At 64.7% G+C, this 23,257-nt stretch carries 23 protein-coding genes; 11 read left to right on the top strand and 12 right to left on the bottom strand.

Annotated features, from left to right (window positions below; all coding sequences use genetic code 11):
• Positions 1-102 precede the first annotated feature (102 nt).
• Together LDO54_RS21635 and LDO54_RS21630 are read left to right on the top strand one after the other, a co-directional pair.
• Positions 103-981, top strand: a complete 879-nt coding sequence (locus LDO54_RS21635; protein WP_224012706.1) for an AraC family transcriptional regulator — start codon at positions 103-105, stop codon at positions 979-981.
• A gap of 49 nt (positions 982-1,030) precedes the next feature.
• Positions 1,031-1,438 (top strand): DUF2000 domain-containing protein, encoded by a 408-nt coding sequence (locus LDO54_RS21630; protein WP_224012705.1) that lies wholly within the window; start codon positions 1,031-1,033, stop codon positions 1,436-1,438.
• Between the two features lie 22 nt (positions 1,439-1,460).
• On the opposite strand, the gene LDO54_RS21625 is transcribed toward LDO54_RS21630, so the two are convergent.
• A complete protein-coding gene (locus LDO54_RS21625; RefSeq protein ID WP_224012704.1) occupies positions 1,461-3,041 on the bottom strand; it encodes a tetratricopeptide repeat protein in 1,581 nt (526 codons plus the stop codon).
• Positions 3,042-3,338: 297 nt separating this feature from the next.
• Between LDO54_RS21625 and LDO54_RS21620 the strand changes: the two genes are divergently transcribed.
• From LDO54_RS21620 to LDO54_RS21600, 5 genes are all read left to right on the top strand, one after another.
• A complete protein-coding gene (locus LDO54_RS21620) occupies positions 3,339-4,379 on the top strand; it encodes a GGDEF domain-containing protein (RefSeq protein WP_224012703.1) in 1,041 nt (346 codons plus the stop codon).
• Between the two features lie 512 nt (positions 4,380-4,891).
• The gene (locus tag LDO54_RS21615) at positions 4,892-6,007 is read left to right on the top strand and encodes a SpoIIE family protein phosphatase (RefSeq protein WP_436975653.1); all 1,116 of its coding nucleotides are present in this window, start codon (positions 4,892-4,894) and stop codon (positions 6,005-6,007) included.
• Positions 6,008-6,021: 14 nt separating this feature from the next.
• Entirely contained in the window at positions 6,022-6,585 is a 564-nt protein-coding gene (locus tag LDO54_RS21610) for a SiaB family protein kinase (protein ID WP_224012701.1), read from the top strand.
• Positions 6,586-6,602: 17 nt separating this feature from the next.
• On the top strand, positions 6,603-6,989 hold the full coding sequence (locus tag LDO54_RS21605; RefSeq protein WP_224012700.1) for a DUF1987 domain-containing protein: 387 nt from the start codon (positions 6,603-6,605) through the stop codon (positions 6,987-6,989).
• Between the two features lie 11 nt (positions 6,990-7,000).
• Positions 7,001-7,738 carry a GGDEF domain-containing protein gene (locus tag LDO54_RS21600; RefSeq protein WP_224012699.1) on the top strand — a complete coding sequence of 246 codons (738 nt, stop codon included), beginning with the start codon at positions 7,001-7,003 and terminating at the stop codon, positions 7,736-7,738.
• 55 nt (positions 7,739-7,793) lie between these two features.
• Here the strand turns inward: LDO54_RS21600 and LDO54_RS21595 are convergent, their stop codons facing one another.
• Together LDO54_RS21595 and LDO54_RS21590 are read right to left on the bottom strand one after the other, a co-directional pair.
• A complete protein-coding gene (locus LDO54_RS21595) occupies positions 7,794-8,282 on the bottom strand; it encodes a hypothetical protein (protein WP_224012698.1) in 489 nt (162 codons plus the stop codon).
• Positions 8,283-8,534: 252 nt separating this feature from the next.
• Positions 8,535-9,194, bottom strand: coding sequence for a TetR/AcrR family transcriptional regulator (locus tag LDO54_RS21590; protein WP_224012697.1), 660 nt, complete (start codon positions 9,192-9,194; stop codon positions 8,535-8,537).
• 196 nt (positions 9,195-9,390) lie between these two features.
• Here LDO54_RS21590 and LDO54_RS21585 point away from each other — a divergent pair, with 196 nt between their 5' ends.
• The gene (locus tag LDO54_RS21585) at positions 9,391-10,683 is read left to right on the top strand and encodes an NAD(P)/FAD-dependent oxidoreductase (RefSeq protein WP_224012696.1); all 1,293 of its coding nucleotides are present in this window, start codon (positions 9,391-9,393) and stop codon (positions 10,681-10,683) included.
• Between the two features lie 193 nt (positions 10,684-10,876).
• Here the strand turns inward: LDO54_RS21585 and LDO54_RS21580 are convergent, their stop codons facing one another.
• The 6 genes from LDO54_RS21580 to LDO54_RS21555 all read right to left on the bottom strand — a co-directional run bounded on the left by LDO54_RS21580 (position 10,877) and on the right by LDO54_RS21555 (position 17,261).
• Positions 10,877-11,842, bottom strand: coding sequence for a LysR family transcriptional regulator (locus tag LDO54_RS21580; protein WP_224012695.1), 966 nt, complete (start codon positions 11,840-11,842; stop codon positions 10,877-10,879).
• A 341-nt stretch (positions 11,843-12,183) separates the two neighbouring features.
• Positions 12,184-12,348, bottom strand: a complete 165-nt coding sequence (locus LDO54_RS21575; RefSeq protein ID WP_224012694.1) for a hypothetical protein — start codon at positions 12,346-12,348, stop codon at positions 12,184-12,186.
• A gap of 145 nt (positions 12,349-12,493) precedes the next feature.
• Positions 12,494-13,894 (bottom strand): MFS transporter, encoded by a 1,401-nt coding sequence (locus LDO54_RS21570; protein WP_224012693.1) that lies wholly within the window; start codon positions 13,892-13,894, stop codon positions 12,494-12,496.
• A 112-nt stretch (positions 13,895-14,006) separates the two neighbouring features.
• Positions 14,007-15,185 carry a CaiB/BaiF CoA transferase family protein gene (locus tag LDO54_RS21565; protein ID WP_224012692.1) on the bottom strand — a complete coding sequence of 393 codons (1,179 nt, stop codon included), beginning with the start codon at positions 15,183-15,185 and terminating at the stop codon, positions 14,007-14,009.
• A 15-nt stretch (positions 15,186-15,200) separates the two neighbouring features.
• The gene (locus LDO54_RS21560) at positions 15,201-16,364 is read right to left on the bottom strand and encodes an acyl-CoA dehydrogenase family protein (RefSeq protein WP_224012691.1); all 1,164 of its coding nucleotides are present in this window, start codon (positions 16,362-16,364) and stop codon (positions 15,201-15,203) included.
• A gap of 51 nt (positions 16,365-16,415) precedes the next feature.
• A complete protein-coding gene (locus LDO54_RS21555) occupies positions 16,416-17,261 on the bottom strand; it encodes an FAS1-like dehydratase domain-containing protein (protein ID WP_224012690.1) in 846 nt (281 codons plus the stop codon).
• A gap of 153 nt (positions 17,262-17,414) precedes the next feature.
• Here LDO54_RS21555 and LDO54_RS21550 point away from each other — a divergent pair, with 153 nt between their 5' ends.
• Entirely contained in the window at positions 17,415-18,359 is a 945-nt protein-coding gene (locus LDO54_RS21550) for a LysR substrate-binding domain-containing protein (RefSeq protein ID WP_224012689.1), read from the top strand.
• 154 nt (positions 18,360-18,513) lie between these two features.
• Here LDO54_RS21550 and LDO54_RS21545 read toward each other — a convergent pair whose 3' ends face one another.
• The gene (locus tag LDO54_RS21545; RefSeq protein WP_436975652.1) at positions 18,514-18,951 is read right to left on the bottom strand and encodes a PRC-barrel domain-containing protein; all 438 of its coding nucleotides are present in this window, start codon (positions 18,949-18,951) and stop codon (positions 18,514-18,516) included.
• 288 nt (positions 18,952-19,239) lie between these two features.
• On the opposite strand from LDO54_RS21545, the gene LDO54_RS21540 reads away from it, so the two are divergent.
• Complete coding sequence (locus tag LDO54_RS21540) at positions 19,240-20,592, top strand: MFS transporter (RefSeq protein ID WP_224012687.1); 1,353 nt, start codon at positions 19,240-19,242, stop codon at positions 20,590-20,592.
• Positions 20,593-20,618: 26 nt separating this feature from the next.
• Here LDO54_RS21540 and LDO54_RS21535 read toward each other — a convergent pair whose 3' ends face one another.
• Complete coding sequence (locus LDO54_RS21535) at positions 20,619-21,629, bottom strand: glycosyltransferase family 2 protein (RefSeq protein ID WP_224012686.1); 1,011 nt, start codon at positions 21,627-21,629, stop codon at positions 20,619-20,621.
• 20 nt (positions 21,630-21,649) lie between these two features.
• On the bottom strand, positions 21,650-22,144 hold the full coding sequence (locus tag LDO54_RS21530; protein ID WP_224012685.1) for a hypothetical protein: 495 nt from the start codon (positions 22,142-22,144) through the stop codon (positions 21,650-21,652).
• On the opposite strand from LDO54_RS21530, the gene LDO54_RS21525 reads away from it, so the two are divergent.
• Positions 22,047-23,138 carry an FUSC family protein gene (locus tag LDO54_RS21525; RefSeq protein WP_310633043.1) on the top strand — a complete coding sequence of 364 codons (1,092 nt, stop codon included), beginning with the start codon at positions 22,047-22,049 and terminating at the stop codon, positions 23,136-23,138. The genes LDO54_RS21530 and LDO54_RS21525 overlap by 98 nt on opposite strands.
• The last annotated feature ends 119 nt before the right edge of the window (positions 23,139-23,257 follow it).

Raw genomic sequence — 23,257 nt, 5'->3', positions numbered from 1 at the left:
TGAAAGCGATCTGTAACACGAAAGCGCGCCCGAAGCGCCGCGCGCGGCTGACGTACACTGGTCGCCTCATCCCGCGGCCAACACGAGGAGCAACGCACGATCATGAAGGACGCGACCGCGAACGCGAGCAGCAACGCGCCGGCTCGCGGCCCCGGCAACTGGCTCGTCGCGCGCCGCGACGCGGAGACGGGCATCGAAGGCCTGCGCGCGCATTTCAGCGGCCACGCCTACGATCCGCACGATCACGACGACATGTTGATCGGCTACACCGAGCAGGGCGTGCAGCGTTTCCAGTGCCATCGTGCGCTGCACACGAGCGTGCCGGGCCGCGCGATCCTGATCGAACCGGGCGCGCTGCACGACGGCCACGCGCCCGAGACCGAAGGCTTCACCTACGCGATGCTCTATCTGCCGCAGGCGTGGGTCGCGCACGCGGCGCAGCGTCTCGATCTGCCGGGCCTCGGCAGCGTGGAAGCGGCGTTCGGCCAGACGCTCGTGGACGACCGCGCGCTCGTCGAATCGATCCGCCAGGCCTTTCTCGCGATCTACGGCGAAGAGGGCCGCCTCGCGCGCGACCAGTCGCTCGACCGCCTGCTGATGCTGCTGGGCGGCCAGCTGCGCGAGACACTGGCTTCAGCCGAGAGCCTCGCGGCGCCGCCCGCGATCGCGCGCGTGCGCGACGCGCTGCACGCGCACATGGACGGCAACCTCGGCCTCGACGACCTCGCGCAGATCGCGGGCATCGACCGCTTCCGGCTCACGCGGCTGTTTCAGCGCGCGTTCGGCACCTCGCCGCACGCGTATCTGGTGCGCTTGCGGCTGCGCGCCGCGCGCCGTCTGCTGGCGGCGGGGCGCACGCCCGCGCAGGTCGCGGCGGAAGTCGGTTTCGCCGATCAGAGCCATCTCGGGCGCTGGTTTCGCCGCGCCTACCGCATGACGCCCGCCGCCTACCGGCACATGTGCACAAACGTTCCAGACTGAAGCGCGCGAGTCGCCGATCATGGGCGGCTTGTTCATTCTGGATGCAATCATGTTCGATACGAAAGTCGCCCTGATCGTGCGCGACGATCTCGCCGTCTGGCAAAAGCTCAATGTGGTCGCGTTTCTCGCGACCGGTGTGGCCGCCGCCGCGCCCGACGCGCTGGGCGAGCCCTATGAAGACGCCGCCGGGCGTCAATACGGCCGCATGCTCGGCCAGCCGATGATGGTGTTCGCCGCCGATCTGCCGGGCCTGCAGGCCGCGCATCGTCAGGCGATCTCGCGCGAGGTGCGGATCGTGCCTTATGTTCACGCGATGTTTTCGACGGGCCACGACGCCGCGAATCGCGAGGTGTTTCGCGCCGAGGATGCGGAGAATCTGAATCTCGTCGGCATCGCGTTGCACGGGCCGAAGAAGGCGGTGGACAAGGCCGTGAAGGGCCTCAAGCTGCACGCGTGAGCGCGAGCTTCTTCACGTGATGTCAGGCGCGCGGCCAGGCGTCGAGCGCGGCGCGCAACTCGCTGACCACGTTCGACCAGTCGTCGCGGCGCGCCTGGCGGAACAGACGCGCGTTCGCGTACCACGGCGTATCGCTGCGCCCGAGTTGCCAGCGCCAGTCCGGCATGAACGGCAGCGCCACCCACACCGGTTTGCCGAGCGCGCCCGCGAGATGCGCGACGGCGGTATCGACGCTGATCACGAGATCGAGCTTCGTGACGAACGCGGCGGTGTCGGCGAAGTTCGTGAGCCGCGCCGACACATCGCGCAGCACGCCGCGCTGTTCCAGTTGCGCGAGCGCGTCGCGGTCGCCTTCGCGGATATCCGGTTGCAGCGCGAAAAAGCGTGCGTCGGCGTTAAAGAGCGGTAGAAGCTGTTCGAGCGTCATCGAACGATTGCGGTCGTTCAGATGCGTGCGGCTGCCCGACCAGACGATGCCGATACGCGGCGTGTTATCGCGGTTTCCATCGCCAGCCGCGAGCACATCGTCCCATTGCGCGGCGCGCGTGGCGTCCGCGTCCAGATACGGCGTGGCCACGGCGAGATCGGCGGCGCGCAGCTTCAGCACGAACGGCAAGCTCAACAGCGGCACGTGATAATCGAATGGCGGCACCGCGTCCTGTTCGCCGATCACCTCGGCCGCGCCGCGATAGCCGCGCAGCAGCGGCAACAGCGCGTCCTGCACGCGCAGCACGACACGCGCGCCCGCCGCGCTCAGGCGATCGACGAAACGCACGAATTGCAGCGTGTCGCCGTAACCCTGTTCGTGATGCACGAACAGCGTCTTGCCCGCGATGGGCTGCGCGCCGCTCCAGAGCGTTTGCGCCGGAAAGCCGTGATCCTGGCTGCCGTCGCGCCAGCGCCATTCGTATTCGCGCCAGCCGTGTTCGAATTCGCCGCGCAGCAGATTGGTCTGCGCGCGATTCGTGCGCGCGCCCGCATCGTTCGGATCGATGCTGAGCGCCTTCTTGAACTGCTGCATCGCTTCGTCGAAACGGCCCAGATCGCGCAGCGCGACGCCGAGGTTCACATGCGCGAGCACGAAGCGCGGATTGAGCGCGATGGCGTGCCGGTACGCGTCGAGTTCTTCTTCATAGCGCGTCATCGTGCCGAGCAGCGTGCCGCGGTTGTAGTGCGCTTCGGGCGAACGCGGCTGCAATTTGCAGAGCTGCTCCATCGTGGCGAGCGCGCGCTGCGGCTGCTCCAGACGGATCAGCGCCATCGCCACGCCGAGCACCGATTCCGCGTGATGCGGCGAGCGCTCGAGCGCACGTTCGTAGAGCGCAAGCGCGTCGGCGTGACGTTGCGCGAGCTGGCAGACCTGCGCGGCGAAATGCAATTGCTCCGTCGACATCGTCATATTCGCCGACGCACGCATGAGATAGTCGGCCGCGCGTGCGTGATCGCCCTGACGCGCGGCAAGATAGCCGAGGCCTTCGAGCGCTTCGCCGTGATCGGGCGCCTGGTTCAGCACGTCTTGCAGGAGGCGCACGGCTTCGTCGACTTGCCCGGCGGCGGCGTGGTGTTGCGCGGCGTCGAGCGCGTGTTCGAGATCACGATTCATGGCGAGGCGGGAGAAAGGCAGCGAGCGGCAAACGTCGGGCAAACGGCAGGAAAACGTCGGGCGGACCCGGCGCAGCGGCCCGAAAGCGGCTCATTGTAAGGGATCGCCTGCGCCGCCGCATGACGCGAAAAACGCGGCGTAACGAGAATCGCGTGAGCGAATCGCTCAAGCTATGGCGTAACTTGCCGTAATAAGAAATATTTGGCTTTTCCTGCGTGCATTGTGACCGACTCCGCGCCCCCCGCCACAAGCGATCTGGCTACGCTGATCGAAACCGTGCAGCGCAACGAACGCGCGTTGCGAAGTTTTCAAACTGTCGAACTGCAACTGATCGGCGCACGAGACTGGACCACCTTTCTCGACGGCGTGCTCGTGCGGCTGCGGACGGTGTTCGCGCTCGCGTCGGTGCGTCTGTGGATCGACGAACGCGAGCCGCTGCTGCGCGAATTGCTGGAGATCGACGCGCCGCACGAAGCGGCTCAATCGTGCCTGAAAACCGGCGCTGACAACGGCTCGGCGCTCGCGCGTCTGTGCGGCGCGCAGGCCGCGTTCGCGCGTTGCTGGCTCGGCCCGGCGAGCGAACTCGACGCCGCGATTCGCGACACCTTCATCGACGCGCGCGTACATGAGGGCAGCGCGATCGTGCTGCCGCTGCGCGCGCACGATGTCGTGCTCGGCTATCTGTGCCTCGCGAGCGGCGATCCGCTTCGCTACGAGGCCAGCATGGCGACCGATCTGCTCGAACGCTTCGCGAACGTGGCGGCGCTGAGTCTCGACAACGTCGCGCACCGCGAGCATCTGCGCCTGATCGGCATCACCGACCGTCTGACCGGTCTGTCGAACCGGCACTATTTCGACGAGCGCCTGCATCACGACGTGCATCGCGCGGCGCATCACGCCGAGCCGATCTCGTGCCTGTTCATCGACATCGACCACTTCAAGCAGATCAACGACGTGCACGGCCACACCGTGGGCGATCACGCGCTTGCGGCGATCGGCGCGGCGCTGCGCCAGCACGTGCGTGTCGGCGACACGATTTCGCGCTACGGCGGAGAAGAGTTCGTCGCGCTGCTGCAATGCGATATTCCCGATGCGCTGACGGTGGCCGAACGCATTCGCCGCGCGGTGCGATCGATCGTCGTTCAGAGCGAAGACGGCGCACGCATCGAACTGAGTGTGTCGATCGGCGTTTCCGCGCTGAGTGCCGATGCCGCCGAAACCCGCGCGGACGACGCGGGCAGCGCCGCGCAAATCTTGCTCGACGCCGCCGACCGCGCGATGTACCAGGCCAAGCTCGAAGGCCGCAATCGCGTGTCGATGCTGGAAATGAGTTGTTAATTCATCGATAAAAAGGCGTCGATAAAGAATTCAGATGCCGCATTGGCATTTTTAGAATAGATCGCGCTGCGAAACGTCATTGCCAATCGGCGCGATTTATTCAATTTCCAGAAATAATCCAGTCAGGCTGCGCCATGTCGGATTGACGCGCATCGCGTAGCAGCCAGACGAGCGTCGCCGCATCTCAGCCCTGAGAAAAAGGCTCCGCGTACGCGATGCAGTCAAAATTACCCGCTTCGGTCAACGAAAAAACGCGCAAACGTTAGCGTGCATTCCGTCGAATGCAAACGCGGAATCATTGCGTCGATTGGAGCTATTTCTCAGACGAATGTAACGAAACTGACATAAAGAGTCATTAGCGTGCTGGTTTTCCTTATTCAGCGAAAAGGATAGCCATGCATCCCGCGCTTGCGCAGTTTCGTCGTCCGGGACTTTCAGCAGGTCCGCGTAGCGCCGGGGAATTGGCACAGGACGTACCGGCCATCGACGCTTCGGATTCGAATTCTCTTGTGATGGAGATTTTCTATTCGAGGCGCGACATGGCCAGTCTCGCGGTGATCGAAAACGATCGTCCCATCGGCCTGATCAATCGCGATATTTTCCTGTCGCAAATGAGCAAGCCGTTTCATCGCGAGCTATACGATAAAAAAAGCTGCATCGCGTTCATGGACAAAGAGCCCTTGATCGTCGAAGCGGAGATGAGCATCGAGGAGCTCACGTTCAAGACCGTCGAAGTCGGCGAGAAGGCGCTCGTGGACGGTTTCATCGTCACGCGCGAGGGCCGCTTCCTGGGCGTGGGCAACGGCCTGCGCCTGTTGAGCATCGTCGCGGAAATGCAGGCGGAGAAGAATCGCCAGATCATGCAGAGCATCGAGTATGCGAGCGTGATCCAGCAAGCCATGTTGCGCGCTTCGCGCGACACGCTTTCCAGCACGCTGCCCGACGCGGCGCTGGTCTGGGAACCGCGCGACGTGGTGGGCGGCGACTTCTATCACTTCGCCGCGTTCGCCGACGGCTGGTTCGGCGCGGTGGCCGACTGCACGGGCCACGGCGTGCCGGGCGCGTTCATGACCTTGCTCGCGTCGGCGTCGCTGTCGCAGGCGCTGGAGCAACTGGGTCCGCGCGATCCGTCGGCGCTGCTGGCGGCGGTCAATCGCAACGTGAAGGCGCTGCTCGGGCAGATCAACGGCGTGGGCGACGCGCCGCAATCGAACGACGGCCTCGACGCCGCGTTCTTCTGGTACGACGCCAGCCGCGCGCAATTGCAGTTTGCGGGCGCGCGCGTGGCGCTGCATGTTTTGCGGCCGGACGCCGAGGCGTTCGAAAGCATCGCGGGCGACCGCATGGGCGTGGGCTATGTCGACAGCCTCGCCGATTACGCGTGGGGACTGCATACGGTGGACGTGCCGCGCGGCAGTCTGCTGTTCGTTTCGACCGACGGTCTGACCGATCAGATCGGCGGCCCGCGCAAGATCGCCTTCGGCAAACGCCGCACGCTCGAACTGATTCTCGCGGAGCGCGCGAATGCACCCGCCGCGATATCGGCGCAGTTGCTCGACGCGCTCGGCAAATGGCAAGGCGCGCAGGCGCGCCGCGACGACGTCACACTTTTCTTTGCACGTGTTTAAGGCAATCCACGAATATGTCTGGAATTCTGGATCAGAACCATTGCTTCTTTGAAGTTGCGCGGCAGCGCAATCTGATTTTTTATCACAAAGGCTATTTCTCCCACAGCATCGTGGCCGCCATGAGCGAGGTCGTGAAGCTGCAACTGGAAGTGGCCGGACTGAGCGGGCCGACGCGCCGCAAGATCTTCTCGTCGTTCATCGAACTCTCGCAGAACATCGTGCATTACTCGTCCGATGCGCTCGCCGAAAACTGGCAGCAGGGCGGCGCCGTGCGCGAAGGCGCGATGTGCATTTCCGCAGAAGGCGAGCGCCATCTGATGGTGTGCATGAATCCGATCGCGACCGTTGCCGTCGACGATCTGCGCGAGAAGCTGGAGCCGCTGCGCTCGATGTCGATCGAGGAAATCAAGCAGGCCTACAAGATGTCGCTGCGAGCCGACACCCCGACTGAGAGCAAGGGGGCGGGGCTGGGTTTCCTGACGATGGCGCGCGATGCGAGCGCGCCGCTCGAATTCGCGTTCTATCCGCGCGAGGACGACCCGGAAACCACGCTGTTTTGCCTCAAGACCATCATCTGACCAGGGCCGGTTACAGAATGGAAAACCTCTTTATCGCCGCTACGGCGACTTCGCCGGAAATCGATTTCCGCTTCGATCAGCAATGGCTTTCGCTTCGTGGCGAGTCGTATCCCGAGAATGCCGCCGCGTTTTACGCGCCTGTCATCGAGCAGCTCAATGCGTGGCTCGATGCGAGCACGGACGCCGCCATCACGGTCGACGTCACGCTCACGTATTTCAACAGCTCCAGCACGAAGATGCTGTTTAGCGTGTTCGACGCGCTCGACCGCGCCGCGTCGGCGGGCAATCAGGTGCAGGTGAACTGGTATCGCGACGAGGAAGACGAGACGATCCTCGAATTCGGCGAGGAGTTGCAGACCGACTTCACGGCGATCAAGTTCAACGATTGTCCGGTTGCGACTTGAGGGCCGCGGGCGTGGACACCACCTATCGCCGCGACGCTTCGCACGGCCTGGCCCCGGACCTGTTCCGCAACGAGAGCGAGGCGCTCGAACGCGCGCGCGCGATCGGCGCGGACCCGCATGCGGACGCGCAGGCATACCACCAGGCGCTCGACGAACTGATCCGCCACTACGAGCGTCTGATGCGCGAGACGCGCCGCCTGATCGGGCGCAGCGACCGCGCCGAGCGCGAGATGCAGGCGCTCACGCAGCAGTTGCACTATCGCGCGACGCACGACGCGCTCACGGGCGTGTTCAATCGCAGCGCGGTGATCGAGCGCACCGTCAAGGCGCTGCGCGTCGATCGCGCGGTGATGATCCTGCTCGACATCGACGACTTCAAGAAGGTCAACGACGACTTCGGCCATCCGGCGGGCGACGCGGTGATTCTCGGCATCGTCAACTGCCTGCGCGGCATCATGGGCGAGCACGGCATCATCGGCCGCGTGGGCGGCGAGGAGTTCACGGTGGTGCTGCCGGGCTTCGAGATCGCCGATGCGCTCGATCTGGCCGAGCGCATGCGCGCGGCGATCGCGGCGCACGCGTTCCCGGAGCCGGTGAGCCGCAGCATCACCGCGAGTTTCGGCGTGAGCGACAACGCGGCGGGCACCGACTTCGACACGGCCTACGGTCTCGCCGATGCCGCGCTCTATGCGGCGAAGCGCGGCGGCCGCGACCGCGTGTCGTTCGACGGGCCGCTGGCTTCGGCGTAACGCCGTTGTTGCTCGGTCGTGGCGCGGCGTTGCGCGGCGTTGCTGTGGCGCTGCGCTAGAACCCGTGACGCACGGTCAACGTCGCGCCGGTATCGTGCGAGCGCAGCACGGCGATGCGCGCCGTGCCGGAGAACACCCAGTCGTTGACGATCAGCGAAAGACGGCGCTGCGGCTGCGCGCCGAGCGTGAGCGTGGAGTTGGGTATCTGGATGATCGAGAGTTGCGGCGCCGTGGACGGCCCCATGTGCAGATACGCCCGCGCGGGTTGCCCTGGCGCGTTCGCAGGCGTTGCGCCCGCTGCGGCGGCGGCATCGGCGAAGTGGTACTCGTGCTCGATCTGCGCGCTATAGAAGTTATCGAATTGCGTATCGGGCGGCGCGCCTTGCGCCTTCTGATACGCCATCTCGTATCGATAAATGTAGCGCTGCGGTTCGGGAATCGAGGAACCGACTTCCATGGGCATGGTGGGCGCGATGTTCGCCAGCGTCATGGCCACGGGCGCATCGGTCTCGATGCCGTCCGCGAGTGCATATCCGCTCAGCATAAAAATGATTGCGCCGACAATCCTTTCGTTCAGGCACGTCATGACATGCCTCCAATGAAGGAATTGAAACGTCACACGACCTGAGATGCGCCTGGGGTAAATACCGGGCGGACTGCCTGCGCCGCGTCGCGCGAGCGATGCAAGCGCGAAGGACACCCAAGCATTGTAGTCAGTCTGGAGCGACTCGCTAGCTGAATGTGTGCGTTGGGCATCGCACACATGTCGATGCGCGTCTGTGCGTATCGCGCGCGCCTACGACAGCAGCGCGAGCGCCGTCTCCAGCACGCTGCGTTTGAATTTCTTCGGATGATTGGGCAGCGTCGAGAACGCGGCCAGCAGATGCCCGTAGCTCACCGTTTTGCTGATGCCGTTCATCAGCACGAAGAACAGCATCTCGGCGTCCTGCACCTTGAGCACGCCCGCCTGGGCGGCTTCGGCGAGCAGCGGCACGAAGACGTCGTGGAACGGGCGCACGAGACGCTCGACCAGACGGTCGAGACGCGCGCCTTCCTCGGTCGCGGCCGTGGCGAAGAACAGGCCGATGTCGGGCTGATCGAACACCTTGTCGATATAGATTTCCAGCGCGCGGTCCACGCGCGCCTTCGGGCCGAGGTCCGAGTCGCGCAACGCCGCCGTGGCCGCGATCATGGGCGCGGCGTGTTCGGCGATCTGCTCGACCACGGCCGTCCACAGGGCTTCTTTCGAGCCGAAGTGATGCGCGAGCAGCGCCGGGTCGACGCCCGATTCGCGCGCGATCTCGCGCACGCTGGTGGCCTCGTAGCCGCGCGTGCCGAAGGTCTTGCGCGCGTTGCGCAGCAGGACGTCCGGGCCGACCGAGGCGTCCTGCGCCGGCCGCCCGCGGCCGCGCTTCATCGGCGTGGGCGTCTGCGATGCGGTGGCCTTCTCTTTCATGCGGATCTGCATTCCATGATTTTCGATGGACGTGAGTGTACCCGAGCGCGGCGGCGTCGCCGCGAGAGCCCACGACGGGCGCGTTGCCGCGGCCTTCGGGTCTGCGTTCTGGTTGGCTTGTGCGTCCGCGTCTGTTTGACACACGGCGCGGGGCGGGTTTACCATCGGTCTTTATTCATCACGCGTTGAATTGAAAATGTCGAAACCGGTTCGTATTGTGATCGTGGGCGGCGGCATCGCCGGCATCGTGTTGGCAACGAAGCTCGGCGACACGCTCGCGCGTGCGGGCAAGGCGCAGGTCACGCTGATCGACCGCAGCCCCACGCATATCTGGAAGCCGATGCTGCACACCATCGCCGCCGGTACGCGCGACGTGCAGCAGCAGCAGGTCATCTTCCTCGCCCATGCAAGCGAGCACGGTTACGCCTACGAGCCCGGCGAGATGCTCGGCCTCGACCGCGAGCGCCGCCGCGTGCAGCTGGGCGCGATCACCATGCCGGACGGCACGACCGTGCTGGAGCCGCGCGAAGTGGCGTACGACATGCTGGTGCTCGCGCTCGGCAGCCGCGCGAACGACTTCGGCGTGCCGGGCGTGGCGAAGCACTGTCACTTCATCGACAGCCAGAAGCAGGCCGAGATCTTCAACGAAGCGCTGCGCGCGCGGGCGTTTCGCAGCGTGGCGCGCGACGAGGCGCTGCGCGTGGCGATCGTCGGCGGCGGCGCGACCGGCGTGGAGCTGGCGGCCGAGCTGAGCCGCCTGCTCGAAGTGGCGAGCGCATACGGCGACGCCTCGGTGCGCGAACGTTTGCAACTCACGTTGCTCGAAAGCGGGCCGCGCATTCTCGGCGCGTTTCCGCCGGCCATTTCGGCGTCGAGCCAGCAGCAACTGGAGATGATCGGCTTCACGGTCAAGACGGGCACGCGCGTGACCGAGGCGTGTCCCGGCGGCTTCGTCCACGATGACGGCGCGCTTGCGCAGGCCGATCTGATGGTGTGGGCGGCGGGCGTGAAGGCGGCGGAATTGCTCAGCGGCATCGGCGGGCTGGAAACCAATCGCGCGAACCAGATCGTGGTCGGCCCGACGCTGCAATCGACCCGCGACGAGCACATCTTCGCGCTCGGCGATTGTTCGAGCCACACGCCCGCCGGCGCCGAACGCGCGCTCGCGCCCACGGCGCAGGTCGCGACGCAGCAGGCGGAATATCTCGCGCGTCATTTGCCGGGCTGGCTGGCGGGCAAAGCGCTGCCCGATTTCGCCTTCCGCGATTTCGGCGCGCTGGTCTCGCTGAGCGACTACGACGCGTTCGGCACGCTCGGGCGCTTCGGCTTTTTCCGTGGCGGCTTCATTCGCGGACGCGTGGCGCAACTGAGCCACGCGATGCTCTATCGACGCCATCAGCAGTCCTTGCACGGCTTGCGCAAGGCCACGCTGTTGTGGACCGCCGAGCGGATCAACGGCTGGGTGCAGCCGAAGATCCGGCTCGCGTGAAATCGGTGAAGTCGATGAAGTCCATGCGGCGGCTGTGCGTGAGCGCGCGGCTCACGAAGCGCCACGCGCATCGCGACAGGGCATGTAGCCGAGCGCATCGGCGCTCGCGCTGATTTGTATCGTAGTGCTATCAATTAAGCGCGAAGGAAAAGCACCTTCTACGCTTCTCGCAGATGAAAACGCGTGATTGCCGTTACGTCTCGTACAACACGTCGTGATCGTAGCGCGCGTCCAGCACCTGAAGCTCCTGCTCGTGCTCGGCCACGCGGCGGGGCACGGCGTCGCGCAGAAATTCCACGAGCGTCCTGATCTTCGCATCGAGGTACTGGCGCGACGCATAGAGCGCGAACACGTTGAACGGCTTGAGCCGCGCGTTGGGCAGCACCTGCACGAGCGAGCCGTCGCGCATGCCCTGCAGCGCCGTGGGAATCGGCAACATGCCGATGCCCATGCCCGCGCGGATGGCCTCGCCGAGCGCCTCCGCGATATTCACAGTGAGCGGCGCCTGCTGCGTGGGACGGAACGGCTGCGCGCGCTCGCCTTCGAATTCCCATGCGAGCACGGGCAGATCCTGGCGCGTGAGCTGCACGCATGTATGCCGTTCCAGATCGGCGATTTCGAGCGGCGTGCCGCGCCGCGCGAGATACTGCGGCGCGGCGCACAGCACCGAGCGCGAGGTACCGAGCCGCTGCGAAACGAGCGACGAATCCTTGAGCGTCTGCGCGACCACGATGGCGACGTCGAAGCGCTCCTCAAGCAGATCGGGCGTGCGCTGCGCGAGCACGAGATCGACGGAGACGTCTTCGAATTGCTGGGTATAGCGCGCGAGCAGCGGCGTGAGGTAGTGCTGGCCGAAGCTCGCGGTGGCGTGCACGCGCAGGCGACCATTCGGTTGCGCGGCGGCGCCCATGGCTTCGGCGTCGGCGAGCGCGACCTCGTTGAGAATGCGCTCGCAATGTTCCAGATAGCGGCGGCCCGCTTCGGTCAGCGAGATCTGGCGCGTGGTGCGATTGAAGAGGCGCGTTTGCAGGCTCGCCTCCAGTTCCATGATCGCGCGCGACACCGCCGCGGTGCTGAGCGCGGCGCGCGTTGCGGCCTTGGCGAAACCGCCGGCTTCGGCGACGCCAACGAACATCTTCATGCTGCCCAGCTTGTCCATCGGATTCGGTATGGGAGAGTGGCGGGCACCCGCGCCAATATTCAACGTGTGATGAAATAATTTTACTGTGTGAGGCAGGCGTGTGTCAAAGCGCGCGTGGCTTACGAAAAGCCTTCGGTGTGGGCGTTTCAGGAGATTCGCGCGGGCGCGGCGACACAGGAAGAGGAGAAACGCGCGGGACTGCCGGCGATCGTTTGCCGGAGCAAAACCGAACGCCGAATGCGGATGGCGGGAAGGGTCAGGCTTCGAGGTAGTGCGGCGCGCCCGCGTTGCACGGCGCGTCCGCCTGGATCGGGCGGGGCAGGCTGCGAAAGCCTGCGCTCAAGCGGGGATTGCGTGGATCAATAGTGATAGCAAGCCAGCGCGCAATAGATTGCGCTGACCGTGCCCGCGACGCCCAGCCCGACACCGAGACCGATATTGCCGATGGCGGTGGCGCAGCCATTCAGGCCGGCGAGCGCGACGCACATCGTGAGCAGCGCAAGGGTTCGTCGAAATGCGGACATGGTGCGATCCGTTTGTAAGCAATGCGCGGATGGTACCCAGTCCGGGGACATTTCCTTTGTGACAGAAAGCGGGAGATTGCGAAAGCGCTTACCGTCCCTTACGAACGGAAAGCACTTTCGCGGCGCGACGCAAAAAGCCCTTGAATCAGCGGCTTTCCGGCGCGAAAACGGCCGGTGTATCGCTGCGGTTTTCATCCGCGTTGCTCATATCGCCCGCGATATCCTCCAGCGCGGCGCGGCTCGTTTCCACGCGCAGCGCGAGAATCGCCACGCAGAGCACGGCGAGTATCGCCGTCACCATCGCGATCACGCCCGAGACGCCGAAGCGCTCGTAGAGCATCAGCGCGAGCCACGGCGTGGCGATCGACGAGGCGCGTCCGCAGGTGCCCGCCACGCCGGTGCCGCGCAGGCGCATTTCGGTCGGGAAGAGTTCGGGAATGTAGCCGAACAGGCCGAGCGTGCAGATGGTGTAGATCGCGCTCACGAGGCAGAAGCCCACGAGCATGATGACGGTGGGATCGCGCAGCGTCACGTAGAGCCAGCCGAGCGCGACGCTCACGATCGACGAGATCACGATGCCGCGCGCGCGTCCGACCCGGTCGGCGATGAAATAACCGATCAGTCCGCCGACCGGCGAGCCGATCGACATGACGAACACGAAGCCGAGCGACTTCACGATCGACAAACCTTGCGCGACGAAGAACGTCGGCAGCCACGCGATGAAACCGTACAGCCCCACGTTCACGCCGATGGCCGTGAGCGCCGCCACCAGCATGCGGCCGCGCATGCCCTTGGCGAACAGCGCGCTGAGCGGCACGCTGCCCTTGTGCAGATCGACGGCGCGTTGCACGGGCGGCAGCTCGCCCACTTGCGCGCGCACTTCCTGTTCGATTTCGGCGAGCGTGGCTTCGGCTTCCTCGAAGCGGCCGACCGATTCGAGCCAGCGCGGCGACTCCGGCATGCGATGGCGCAGGAACCACACGACCAGCGCGCCCACGCCCGCGAGCGCGAACATATAGCGCCAGCCGAGATGCGGAATCACCCAGTAGCCCGCCGCGAGCGCCGCGAACAACCCGCTATTGGTGATGACCGCGAGCAGCGAGACCCACTTGCCGCGCGTGGCGGGCGGCACGAATTCCGCGAGCGTGCCCGCGGCCACCACGAGCTCCGCGCCGAGGCCGAGGCCCATGATGAAGCGCAGCACGATCAGCCATTCGATATTGGGCGCGAAGCACGCGGCAATCGAAGCGAGCCCGAACACCGCGAGATTGACCTGATACGAATAGCGCCGCCCGAGCCGGTCGCCGAGCCAGCCCGCGATGAACGCGCCGACCATCATGCCCATGAACGTCGACGAGACGAACAGCGCGCCGTGACGCATGTCGGTGAAGCCGTCCTTGACCATCGACGCCATCGCGCCGTTGGCGAGATAGATGTCGAAGGCGTCGAGGAACGCGCCGCCCGCGATGAGGCCGAGTATCTTCCAGTGAAAGCGTGAAACGGGTAGCCGGTCGAGGCGTCCGGCGGCATTGACCGCGTGGTGCATGTGATGTCTCCGATTGTGATGCGGCCCCCGGGCCGAAGGGCCACGGGGGCTTGCTGCCATGCGCCGCTTATTGCTGCGGCGTTCAATGGTTGGCGCGGGTCGTCTGTGTTCGTCAGACCGCGCCGGTGTCGTGCAGCGCGCGAATCTGCGTCGCGTCGTAGCCGAGTTCGTTCAGGATCGCGTCGGTGTGCTCGCCGAGCGCGGGCACGGCGTCCATGCGCGGCGCGTCCGCGAGCGTGACGCCGGGCGGCAGCAGCGCGGGCACTGTGCCGCCGGGCGTCTGCACCTGCGTCCAGCGCTCGCGCGCGGCGAGTTGCGCGTGCTCCCACACGGCCTGCATGTCGTTGATGTGCGCGTTGGCGATCTTCGCGGCTTCGAGGCGCTCGACCACGTCGCGCGCGCTGAGGCTCGCGAAGGCCGCTTCGATCAGCGCGCCGAGCGCCGCGCGATGCTCGACGCGGCGGCTGTTCGAGACGAAGCGCTCATCGGTGGCGAGTTCGGGCTGCTGGAGCACGACGTCGCAAAACGCCTTCCATTCGCGCTCGTTTTGCAGACCGAGCATCACCGACTTGCCGTCGCCGGCCTTGAACGGACCATACGGATAGATCGTCGCGTGTGCCGCGCCGTTGCGTTGCGGCGGCGTCTGGCCGTCGATCGCGTAGTAGAGCGGATAGCCCATCCACTCGACCATGCTTTCGAGCATCGACACGTCGATATGGCGTCCGCGTCCGGTCTTGCCCCGCTCGATCAGCGCCGCGAGGATATTCGAATACGCGTACATGCCCGCAGCGATATCGGCGATCGAGCAGCCCGCTTTCGCGGGTTCGTCGGGCGTGCCGGTGATCGACAGAAAGCCCGACTCGCTCTGGATCAGCAGGTCGTAAGCCTTCTTGTCGCGATACGGACCGTCGCCGCCATAACCCGAGATATCGCAGACGATCAGGCGCGGATAGCGCTCGCGCAGCGCCTCGTAACCGAGACCGAGCCGCTGCGTCGCGCCGGGCGCGAGGTTCTGCACGAACACGTCGGCGTCGACGAGCAGCGTGTGCACGATCTCCAGCGCTTCGTCGCGCTTCACGTCGAGCGTGAGGCTTTCCTTCGAGCGGTTGGTCCAGACGAAATGCGAGGCGAGACCGTGTACGCGCTCGTCGTAGCCGCGCGCGAAGTCGCCCACGCCGGGACGCTCCACCTTGATGACGCGCGCGCCCAGATCCGCGAGCTGGCGCGTGCAGAACGGCGCGGCGATCGCGTGCTCGAACGTGACGACCTTGATGCCTTCGAGAGGGCGCATGATTCGGCTCTCCGGTTAGAACGAACGCGGCAGGCCGAGAATATGTTCGGCGACGTAGGAGAGAATCAGGTTCGTCGAAATCGGCGCGACCTGATACAGACGCGTTTCGCGGAACTTGCGCTCGACGTCGTATTCGCACGCGAAACCGAAGCCGCCGTGGAATTGCAGGCAGGCGTTGGCGGCTTCCCACGAGGCGTCGGCGGCCAGCAGCTTCGCCATGTTGGCCTGCGCGCCGCAGGGTTGGTGAGCGTCGAAGCGGCGGGCGGCCTCGAAGCGCATCAGGTTCGCGGCTTCCACGTTGATGAACGCGCGCGCGATCGGGAACTGCACGCCCTGGTTCTGTCCGATCGGACGGCCGAATACCTGGCGATCCTTAACGTATTGCGACACCTTGTCGATGAACCAGTAGCCGTCGCCGATACATTCGGCTGCGATCAGCGTGCGCTCGGCGTTCAGGCCGTCGAGAATGTACTTGAAGCCTTGGCCTTCCTCGCCGATGAGGTTTTCCGCCGGAATTTCGAGGTTGTCGAAGAACAGTTCGTTGGTCTCGTGATTGACCATGTTGAGAATCGGCTGCACGGTCAAACCCTTGCCGATGGCTTCGCGCAGATCGACGATATAGATCGACATGCCTTCGCTTTTCTTCTTCACGTCCGAAAGCGGCGTGGTGCGCGCGAGCAGGATCATCAGGTCGGAGTGCTGCACGCGCGAGATCCACACCTTCTGGCCGTTGATCACGTAGCGGTCGCCCTTGCGCACGGCCGTGGTCTTGATCTTCGTGGTGTCGGTGCCGGTGGTGGGCTCGGTCACGCCCATCGATTGCAGGCGCAGTTCGCCATTGGCGATCTTCGGCAGATACTTGCGCTTCTGTTCTTCGGAGCCGTGGCGCAGCAGCGTGCCCATGTTGTACATCTGGCCGTGGCACGCGCCCGAGTTGCCGCCGCTGCGGTTGATTTCTTCCATGATCACCGAGGCTTCGGTGAGGCCGAGGCCCGAGCCGCCGTACTCCTGCGGAATCAGCGCGGCGAGCCAGCCGGCTTTCGTCAGCGCGTCGACGAAGGCTTCGGGATAGCCGCGCGCCTCGTCGATCTTGCGGTGGTACTCGTTCGGAAACTGGCTGCACAGATCGCGGACGGCTTCACGAATGTCCTGGAATTGATCGGGCGTGGCGTCGTTCATGTCTTGGATCTCGGTGAATCTCGGTGGAAGGGATGAGTTTGCGTGGCTGAATCAGGCGAGCACGGCGCGCGCCGACATTGTTAGCGCGCCTTCGTGGTCCTGCGCCCACAACTCGATGGATTGGCCGTCTTCGGCGCGGCGGCCGCAGACGCGAAACGTATGGCCGAGGAACGTCGGCCTGACCGCTTTCCATGCGTATTCGCGCACGACGGCGCCGGGCACGCTGCGCGCCACGAGGTCGAGCAGCAGCGTGGCGATCAGCGGACCGTGCACGACCAGATCGGGATAGCCCTCGACGCCGCGCGCGTAATCGCGGTCGTAATGAATGCGATGGCCGTTGAAGGTCAGCGCCGAATAGCGGAACAGCAGCGTTTCGCTGGGCGTGATCTCGCGGGTGAAGTCGGCGTTCGCGGGCGCGGCGGTGGGCTTCGGCTGCGGCTGGCCAGGCTCGGCCGGTTCGCGATAGACGATGTCTTGTTCTTCGCGAATCGCCGTCACGCCATCGACTTCGATCGCATGCTCGACGGTCACGAACGCAAGACGCCCGCTGCGGCCTTCCTTATGCTCGACGTTCAACACGCGCGAAACACGTTCGGCCTGCACGCCGATCTTGAGCGGCGCATGAAAGGTCATGCGGCCGCCCGCAGCCATGCGGCGCGGCAGGCCGAGATCGGGCAGGAAGCCGCCTTTTTGCGGATGCCCGTCGCTGCCCAGTTCGGCTTGCGGCGCGGCGGACCAGAAGTAAAGCCAGTGCCAGATGGGCGGCAGCGCGTCGCCCGCACGCGGCGTGGTGCGGCAATCGAGCGTGGCGGCCAGCGCGGCGGCGGGAGCGGGGGAGAGGAAATCTGTGACGTTCTGCGTCGGCTGTTCGAGCCGATCGGTTTGGCATGCGTGCATCGCCGTCTCCAGCGCCGGTGCGTCCGGCGCTTTTTCAATAGGAATGAGGCGACTGTAGGCGAATGTCTTGCGCGGCGGAAATACCGATTGAATGTGCCGGTCATAAGGGTATCCTATGACCCTCGCTTGAACCGGCAGGAAGGGCAGCACCTCATGGACGTTCGTCAGCTTCGCTATTTCGTGCACATCGTCGATTACGGCAGTCTGGGCAAGGCCGCCGAAAAGCTCTTTGTGGCGCAGCCTTCGCTGAGCCAGCAGATCGCGAAGCTCGAGGACGATCTCGGCGTGCCGCTGCTCGTGCGCAGCCCGCAGGGCGTCAAGCCCACGGCCGCCGGCCAGGCGCTCTACCGCCACGCGCGGCTCGTGCTGCATCAGATGGAGCAGTTGCGCCAGGAAGTGCGCGACGGCGTGGGCGCGGAATCGGGCACGGTCGCCATCGGCTTTCCGACGACCATGACCTCGGTGCTCGCGATGCCAGTGTTCGAGCGCGTGCGCGAGCGTTATCCCGGCATCCGCCTGCAATTCTTCGAGAGCATGAGCGGCTATCTGAACGAACTGCTCGCGAACGGGCGTCTCGACCTCGCGATTCTGTTTCGCGACTCGGCCACGCCCGGCATTTCCGCGCTGCCGGTGCTCGACGAGGAGTTATATCTGCTAGGCGAGCCGCGCGGCGTGTCGGCGCGCACGCGCAGCATCACGCTCGCCTCGCTCGCCGACGTACCGATGGTCGCGCCTGGCGTGGCGAACGGCCTGCGTCTGCTGCTGGAGCGCACGTTCGCGCGCGAGCAGGTGCCGCTCAATATCATCGCCGATGTGGATTCGCTGCCGATTCTGCTGTCGCTCGCGCAGTCGGGCGCGGCGTGCACGATCCTGCCTGCATCGGCGCTGGCGCTGCGGGCGAGCGCCGACCGGCCCAGAATGCGCCGCATCGTCGATCCGGTGATCCGGCGGCCCGCGAGCATCTGCTGGCCGAATGCCTTGCCGGTGAGTTCGGCGTCGCTGGCGGTGCGTCGCACGATTTGCGAAACGATCGAGGAATTGTGCGCGCGCGGCACGTGGGAAGGGATCGAACTGAGGGAGATCGCGCAGGGCGGCTAAAACGCGCGGCTGAATACGCGGCTGAATACGCGGGAAAACACGCGCGGCCCGTAAGCCAAAGGTAAAGCGTATGTTTTCGCGACCGCGCGCCAGCGGCCAAAGCGCGCTGACGCGTGGACGCACGAGCGGCACTGTGCCGCCCGCGCCGTGCGGCTTACTGCTGCTGTTCCTGCTTGCTGTCGATGCGCTTGGGCTTCGGCGGCGATTCGATCTTCGCGTACTGGAACGCCGGCGTGGCCTTGATCGCTTCCTTGGTCGCGCCCGGCAGATAGAGATTGCCCTTGCGCACTTCGAGCGAAGCGATGGGCACGGCCACGTCGTGCGCGGCCACGCCGAGGAAGCCGCCCGCCGACACGATGGCCGCCGACACCGAACCGTCCGGCGCGACGATCAGGTCGCGCACGGTGCCCACCTTGACGTTGTCGTCGTTATAGACGGCCTTGCCGAGCACGCTTTTCTTCACGCTCCAGCCTTCGAGCAGCGCCTGCGATTGCTCGACCGTCACGCTCAGCGGCTGCGCGCCGGCGACCTGGGCTTGCGCGCCTGCACTGGCCACACTCGCGGCCACGACTGCGGCCGCCAACATCGTCATGCGGAAAGACATTTCTGGTGCTCCTGAATCTGGTTGAGTTCGCGGCGATGCCGCCCGATATAAAAATCGAACGGCCATGTTAGCTGGAATGAAAAAAGGCTGCGCTTAAGCTGCAATGCGGCAGAAAGGCTGAATCGATCGCTGCTCAAGCGGACGATGCGGCGTTTTATCGAAACGCGCCTTTCGCATCGGCGGTTGAGCGCCTAGTCTGTAACCACATGATACGGACTGGCCCGTTGCCGGCGCAGGTGCGGCGGAGCGAGACGCCAGCCTCGAAGGAGACAACCGATGGACCTCGAAACGCGCACGATGACCCGCGTGACGGCACGCCTCGTGCCCTTCCTGATCGTCTGCTATTTCATCGCCTATCTGGATCGCGTGAATGTGGGTTTTGCTGCGCTGCAAATGAACAAGGCGCTCGATTTATCGGCGAGCGCATTTGGCTTTGGCGCGGGCATTTTCTTTATTGCGTATTTCTTTTTCGAAGTGCCGTCGAATTTGCTGCTCGAACGCTTCGGCGCGCGGCGCTGGATTGCCCGCATCATGTTTACGTGGGGCTTGCTGGCGGGCGCGATGGCGTTCATTCCGCATATCGCGAAGTGGAGCGGCATGTCGAACGCGCACGTGTTCTATACGCTGCGCATTCTGTTAGGCATTGCCGAGGCGGGCTTTTTCCCCGGCATCATCTTCTTGCTGACGCTCTGGTTCCCCGCCAAATACCGCGCGCGCGTGGTGGGTTATTTCATGGCGGCGATACCGCTTTCCACGGTGATCGGCGGCCCGGTGTCGGGTTCGCTGCTCTCGATGGACGGCATGGGCGGACTCGCGGGCTGGCAATGGGTCTATCTGATCGAGGCGGCGCCCGCGCTCGTGCTCGCGTTCGTCGTGCTGCTCTATCTCACCGACAAGCCCGCGCAAGCGACCTGGCTCGCCGACGACGAGCGCGAATGGCTGGTCGCGCGTCAGGCGCAGGAGCGCAAGCATCGCGAAGCGGTGCATACGTTCAGCGTGATGGAGGCGCTGATCAATCCGCGCGTGCTGGCGGTGGCGCTGATTTATTTCGGTGCGAACGCCACGAATTACGGCCTGAGCTTCTTTCTGCCGCAGATCGTCAAGGGGTTCGGGCTCACGAATGTGCAAACCGGTTTCGTGACTTCGCTGCCCTATATCGTCGGCGTGATTTCGATGGTGTTCTGGGGCCGTCATTCGGACCGCCGTCTGGAACGCAAGAAGCACGTGGCGTTCGCGCTCACGGTGGCGGCGGCCGGCATCGCGGCGGCGGCGGGACTCGACAACCCGGTGCTCAAGATGCTCGCCCTTTCGGTCGCGGGCTTCGGCATCTTCGGCTGTCTGCCGGTGATCTGGACGCTGCCCGCCGCCTTTCTTTCAGGCGCGGCGGCGGCGGGCGGCATCGCGGCGGTCAACTCGCTGGGCAATCTGGCGGGCTTCTTCGGCCCCTATGCGATGGGCTGGATCAAGGACAGCACGGGCAGCTTCGGCGCGGGCTTGCTGTGCCTCGCGGGCGCGGGACTGATCGGCGCGGCGGCGGCGCTGCTGCTGCATCACGATTCGGCGCTCGAAACCATGAGCACGCCCGATCGCGCCGGGGCGCCCGACGCGCACAAGGTCATGGGCTCATAGCGCGCTGAAATAATCGCATCGGCATCCTAAGGAAGTCGCGTGCGCGTGATGTCGACCGGCTGTTCGGCCGCGTCGAAATCCAGCGTCGGCAACGCTTGATTCACGCGCCGCGCGCCGCGCCAGATCATCAGCAGGTGATAGTAGAGGCGCGGGCTCAAGCCGAAGCGATACGCGCGCAGATTGCGCAGCGCAAGCGTCAGGCCGACGCGCGCTTCGCGATTGCGAAAGTGCAGCGACACGACGATCGGCACGAGCCGCCGCAGCGCGAGCCGGCGCGCGGGTTCGAGCGAGGGCGGCAAGGCCAGCGCCTGCACGAAACGCCAGGCCGCGAGCGAGGCGGCGCTCGGCGTATGACGCGTGGCCTGCGAAACCGACACGTCGGTCTTGCAATAGATGGACACGTATTCATCGACATAACAGACCTTGCGCGCCGCGAGACACAGCAGCGTGCCAAACACGAAGTCGCAGCACACCTCGTCGTGACCGCCATAGCCGATCTGCTTGACGAGCGCGGCGTCGGCGAGCCAGCCGTTATTCGGGAACATCTGCACGATGCCCGCGCGTCCGGGCAGCGCCTGCAAACCGGCCGCCGCGGGCGTGCGATGAAACGCGAGATTGAGCCGCCGGCTGCCCGCGTGATCGATGCGGCCGCGATGATCGGCTTCATATTGATTGCCGAACGCGACTTGCAGATCCGGGTAGCGCGTCCATTGCGCCAGCAGTTTTTCGATGCCGTCCGCGACCAGAAAATCGTCGTCGTGAATCAGCAGGATCTTGTCGCCGGTGGCGCGCGCGAACAGGCTCGCGACATTGCGCGCCTGGCCGAGCGAGGGCACATTGCGTCGATACGCAACGCGCGCATCGTGACCGTAACGCGTGGCGATCAACGTCGCCGTACGGTCGTCCTGCGAATCGTCGCCGATCACGATTTCGATATGGGTATGTGTTTGCTGCAAACACGACTCAATGCAGCGAATCAACAGATCGGGACGATTGCACGTGGGCAGACAAATCGAGACCTTGTTTTTTATCGTCATGGGCCTACCCCATTGCTCAATTAATTCAGTGAATACGGTGAGGTTCGCAGAGCGAACGCCAAACAACTTGCAAGACGGTAAGGGAACAAAACTCGAAAGAAATTGAAAATAATTCGCAAGCTTGGCGAATTCGGGAAAACGCTGATCTGGCGGGCGTTGCGTGCTATTTGTCGGATGATTCGAAAAGAAAAGCGCATGTTGCAGTGCAAAGCGAAGCTTGCGGTGCGCTGACTGATCGATAACGGCGCGTCGCGCGGTGTAAGCGAAAGCAGGGTTGGGCGCATGAAAGAAGCGCCAGAAAATGCGCTGGCTCGATTAGCATCCTGATCGGGGGCGACGCCTGGTGGCACGCGAGTGTTTCGCGCGCGGGATCGCCCGCCCGGATTCGCCTGAATTCGCTTGAATTGACCAACGCCCATGACGCCATCCCAATACGTCCACAAACCTTTAACGCCATTTCGCCGCTCGTTCGCGCGCTTTTCGCTCTCGGAAATGGCGAAGTACACGAAGCTCACGCTCGGCTTGTGGATCGGCTTTGCGATTCCCTATCACTTCGGTTATCCCGACGCGGCCGTTGCGCTCGCGGGCTCGACCATGCTCACGCTCGCGCTCGGCAGTTCGATTTCCGCCGCGCGTGGCTATTTCTATAAGCGCGTGACCTCGAATCTCGTGGCGATGCCGATCGGCACGCTGCTGATCTGGCTCACCGCACCGCATTTATGGCTCGGCGTGCTGCTGCTGCCGATCGTGATCTTCGCGATCGTGAGCGTGCGGCCTTCCGTGTTCCAGATGACGAGCATCACCGTGCCGATGACGCTCGTGCTCTACACCGGCGAACATATTCCGCTGCTGGAGCAACGCTTGATCGGCGTGGTGCTCGGCATGCTGCTCGGTTTCGTGATTCAGCAGATTGTCTTTCCGCCCGATCATGGTTATTGGGCGAATACGCTCGTGAATAGCGGCAATGAACAGGCGACTGCATTGCTCGCGGAAATCGCCGAAGAAAAACTGGACCGCAAGCAATTGAAGTCGCTCACGGCGGCGCTGCGCAAATCGAGCAGCAATCTGAAAGAGGCGCACGATCTGTTGAAGGCCGATATCGCGCAGTCGTGGGTTTCGCCGCATTTGGAGCGTAATCGCACGCGCCTGCCGCTTTTCTGGTGCTATCACGAGCTATTCGATTCGGTGGTGAACTTTCTCGAAACGTTCGACACCTTCCACGCGCAATTCGAAGCGCTCGACGCGCACTGGAAAACGGAGTACCTGCGCGGGCTCGGTTTGCTCGTGGCCGCGCACCGGCAATTGGCCGATGTCGCCGATCTGCGTGTGGAGCGGCCCGGCCTCGACGCCAAACCGCTGCGGCTGGCCGCGTTGCAGACGCTGTTCGAGGCGCTGCCCGCGGCGGGCGTCTACACCAGCGTGTATCTCGGGCACCTCACGGGTTACGGCATTTTGCTGTGCCGCCTGAGCGACATGCACACCGAGCATCTGGGCGAAGCGCCGGTATAAGGATTTCACGCTTTAAGGGTTTGAAGGCGGCATCCGCCGCTTTCGATCTGGCACGAAAGAAAAAATAATTCTGCGTTTGCCTGAAATCGGCGAGTGATTTGGAATCATTTTCTCGTTGC

Source organism: Paraburkholderia tropica (assembly GCF_914484835.1).
Classification (GTDB): Bacteria; Pseudomonadota; Gammaproteobacteria; order Burkholderiales; family Burkholderiaceae; genus Paraburkholderia; species Paraburkholderia tropica_A.
This window is presented reverse-complemented; position numbering and strand designations above follow the sequence as displayed.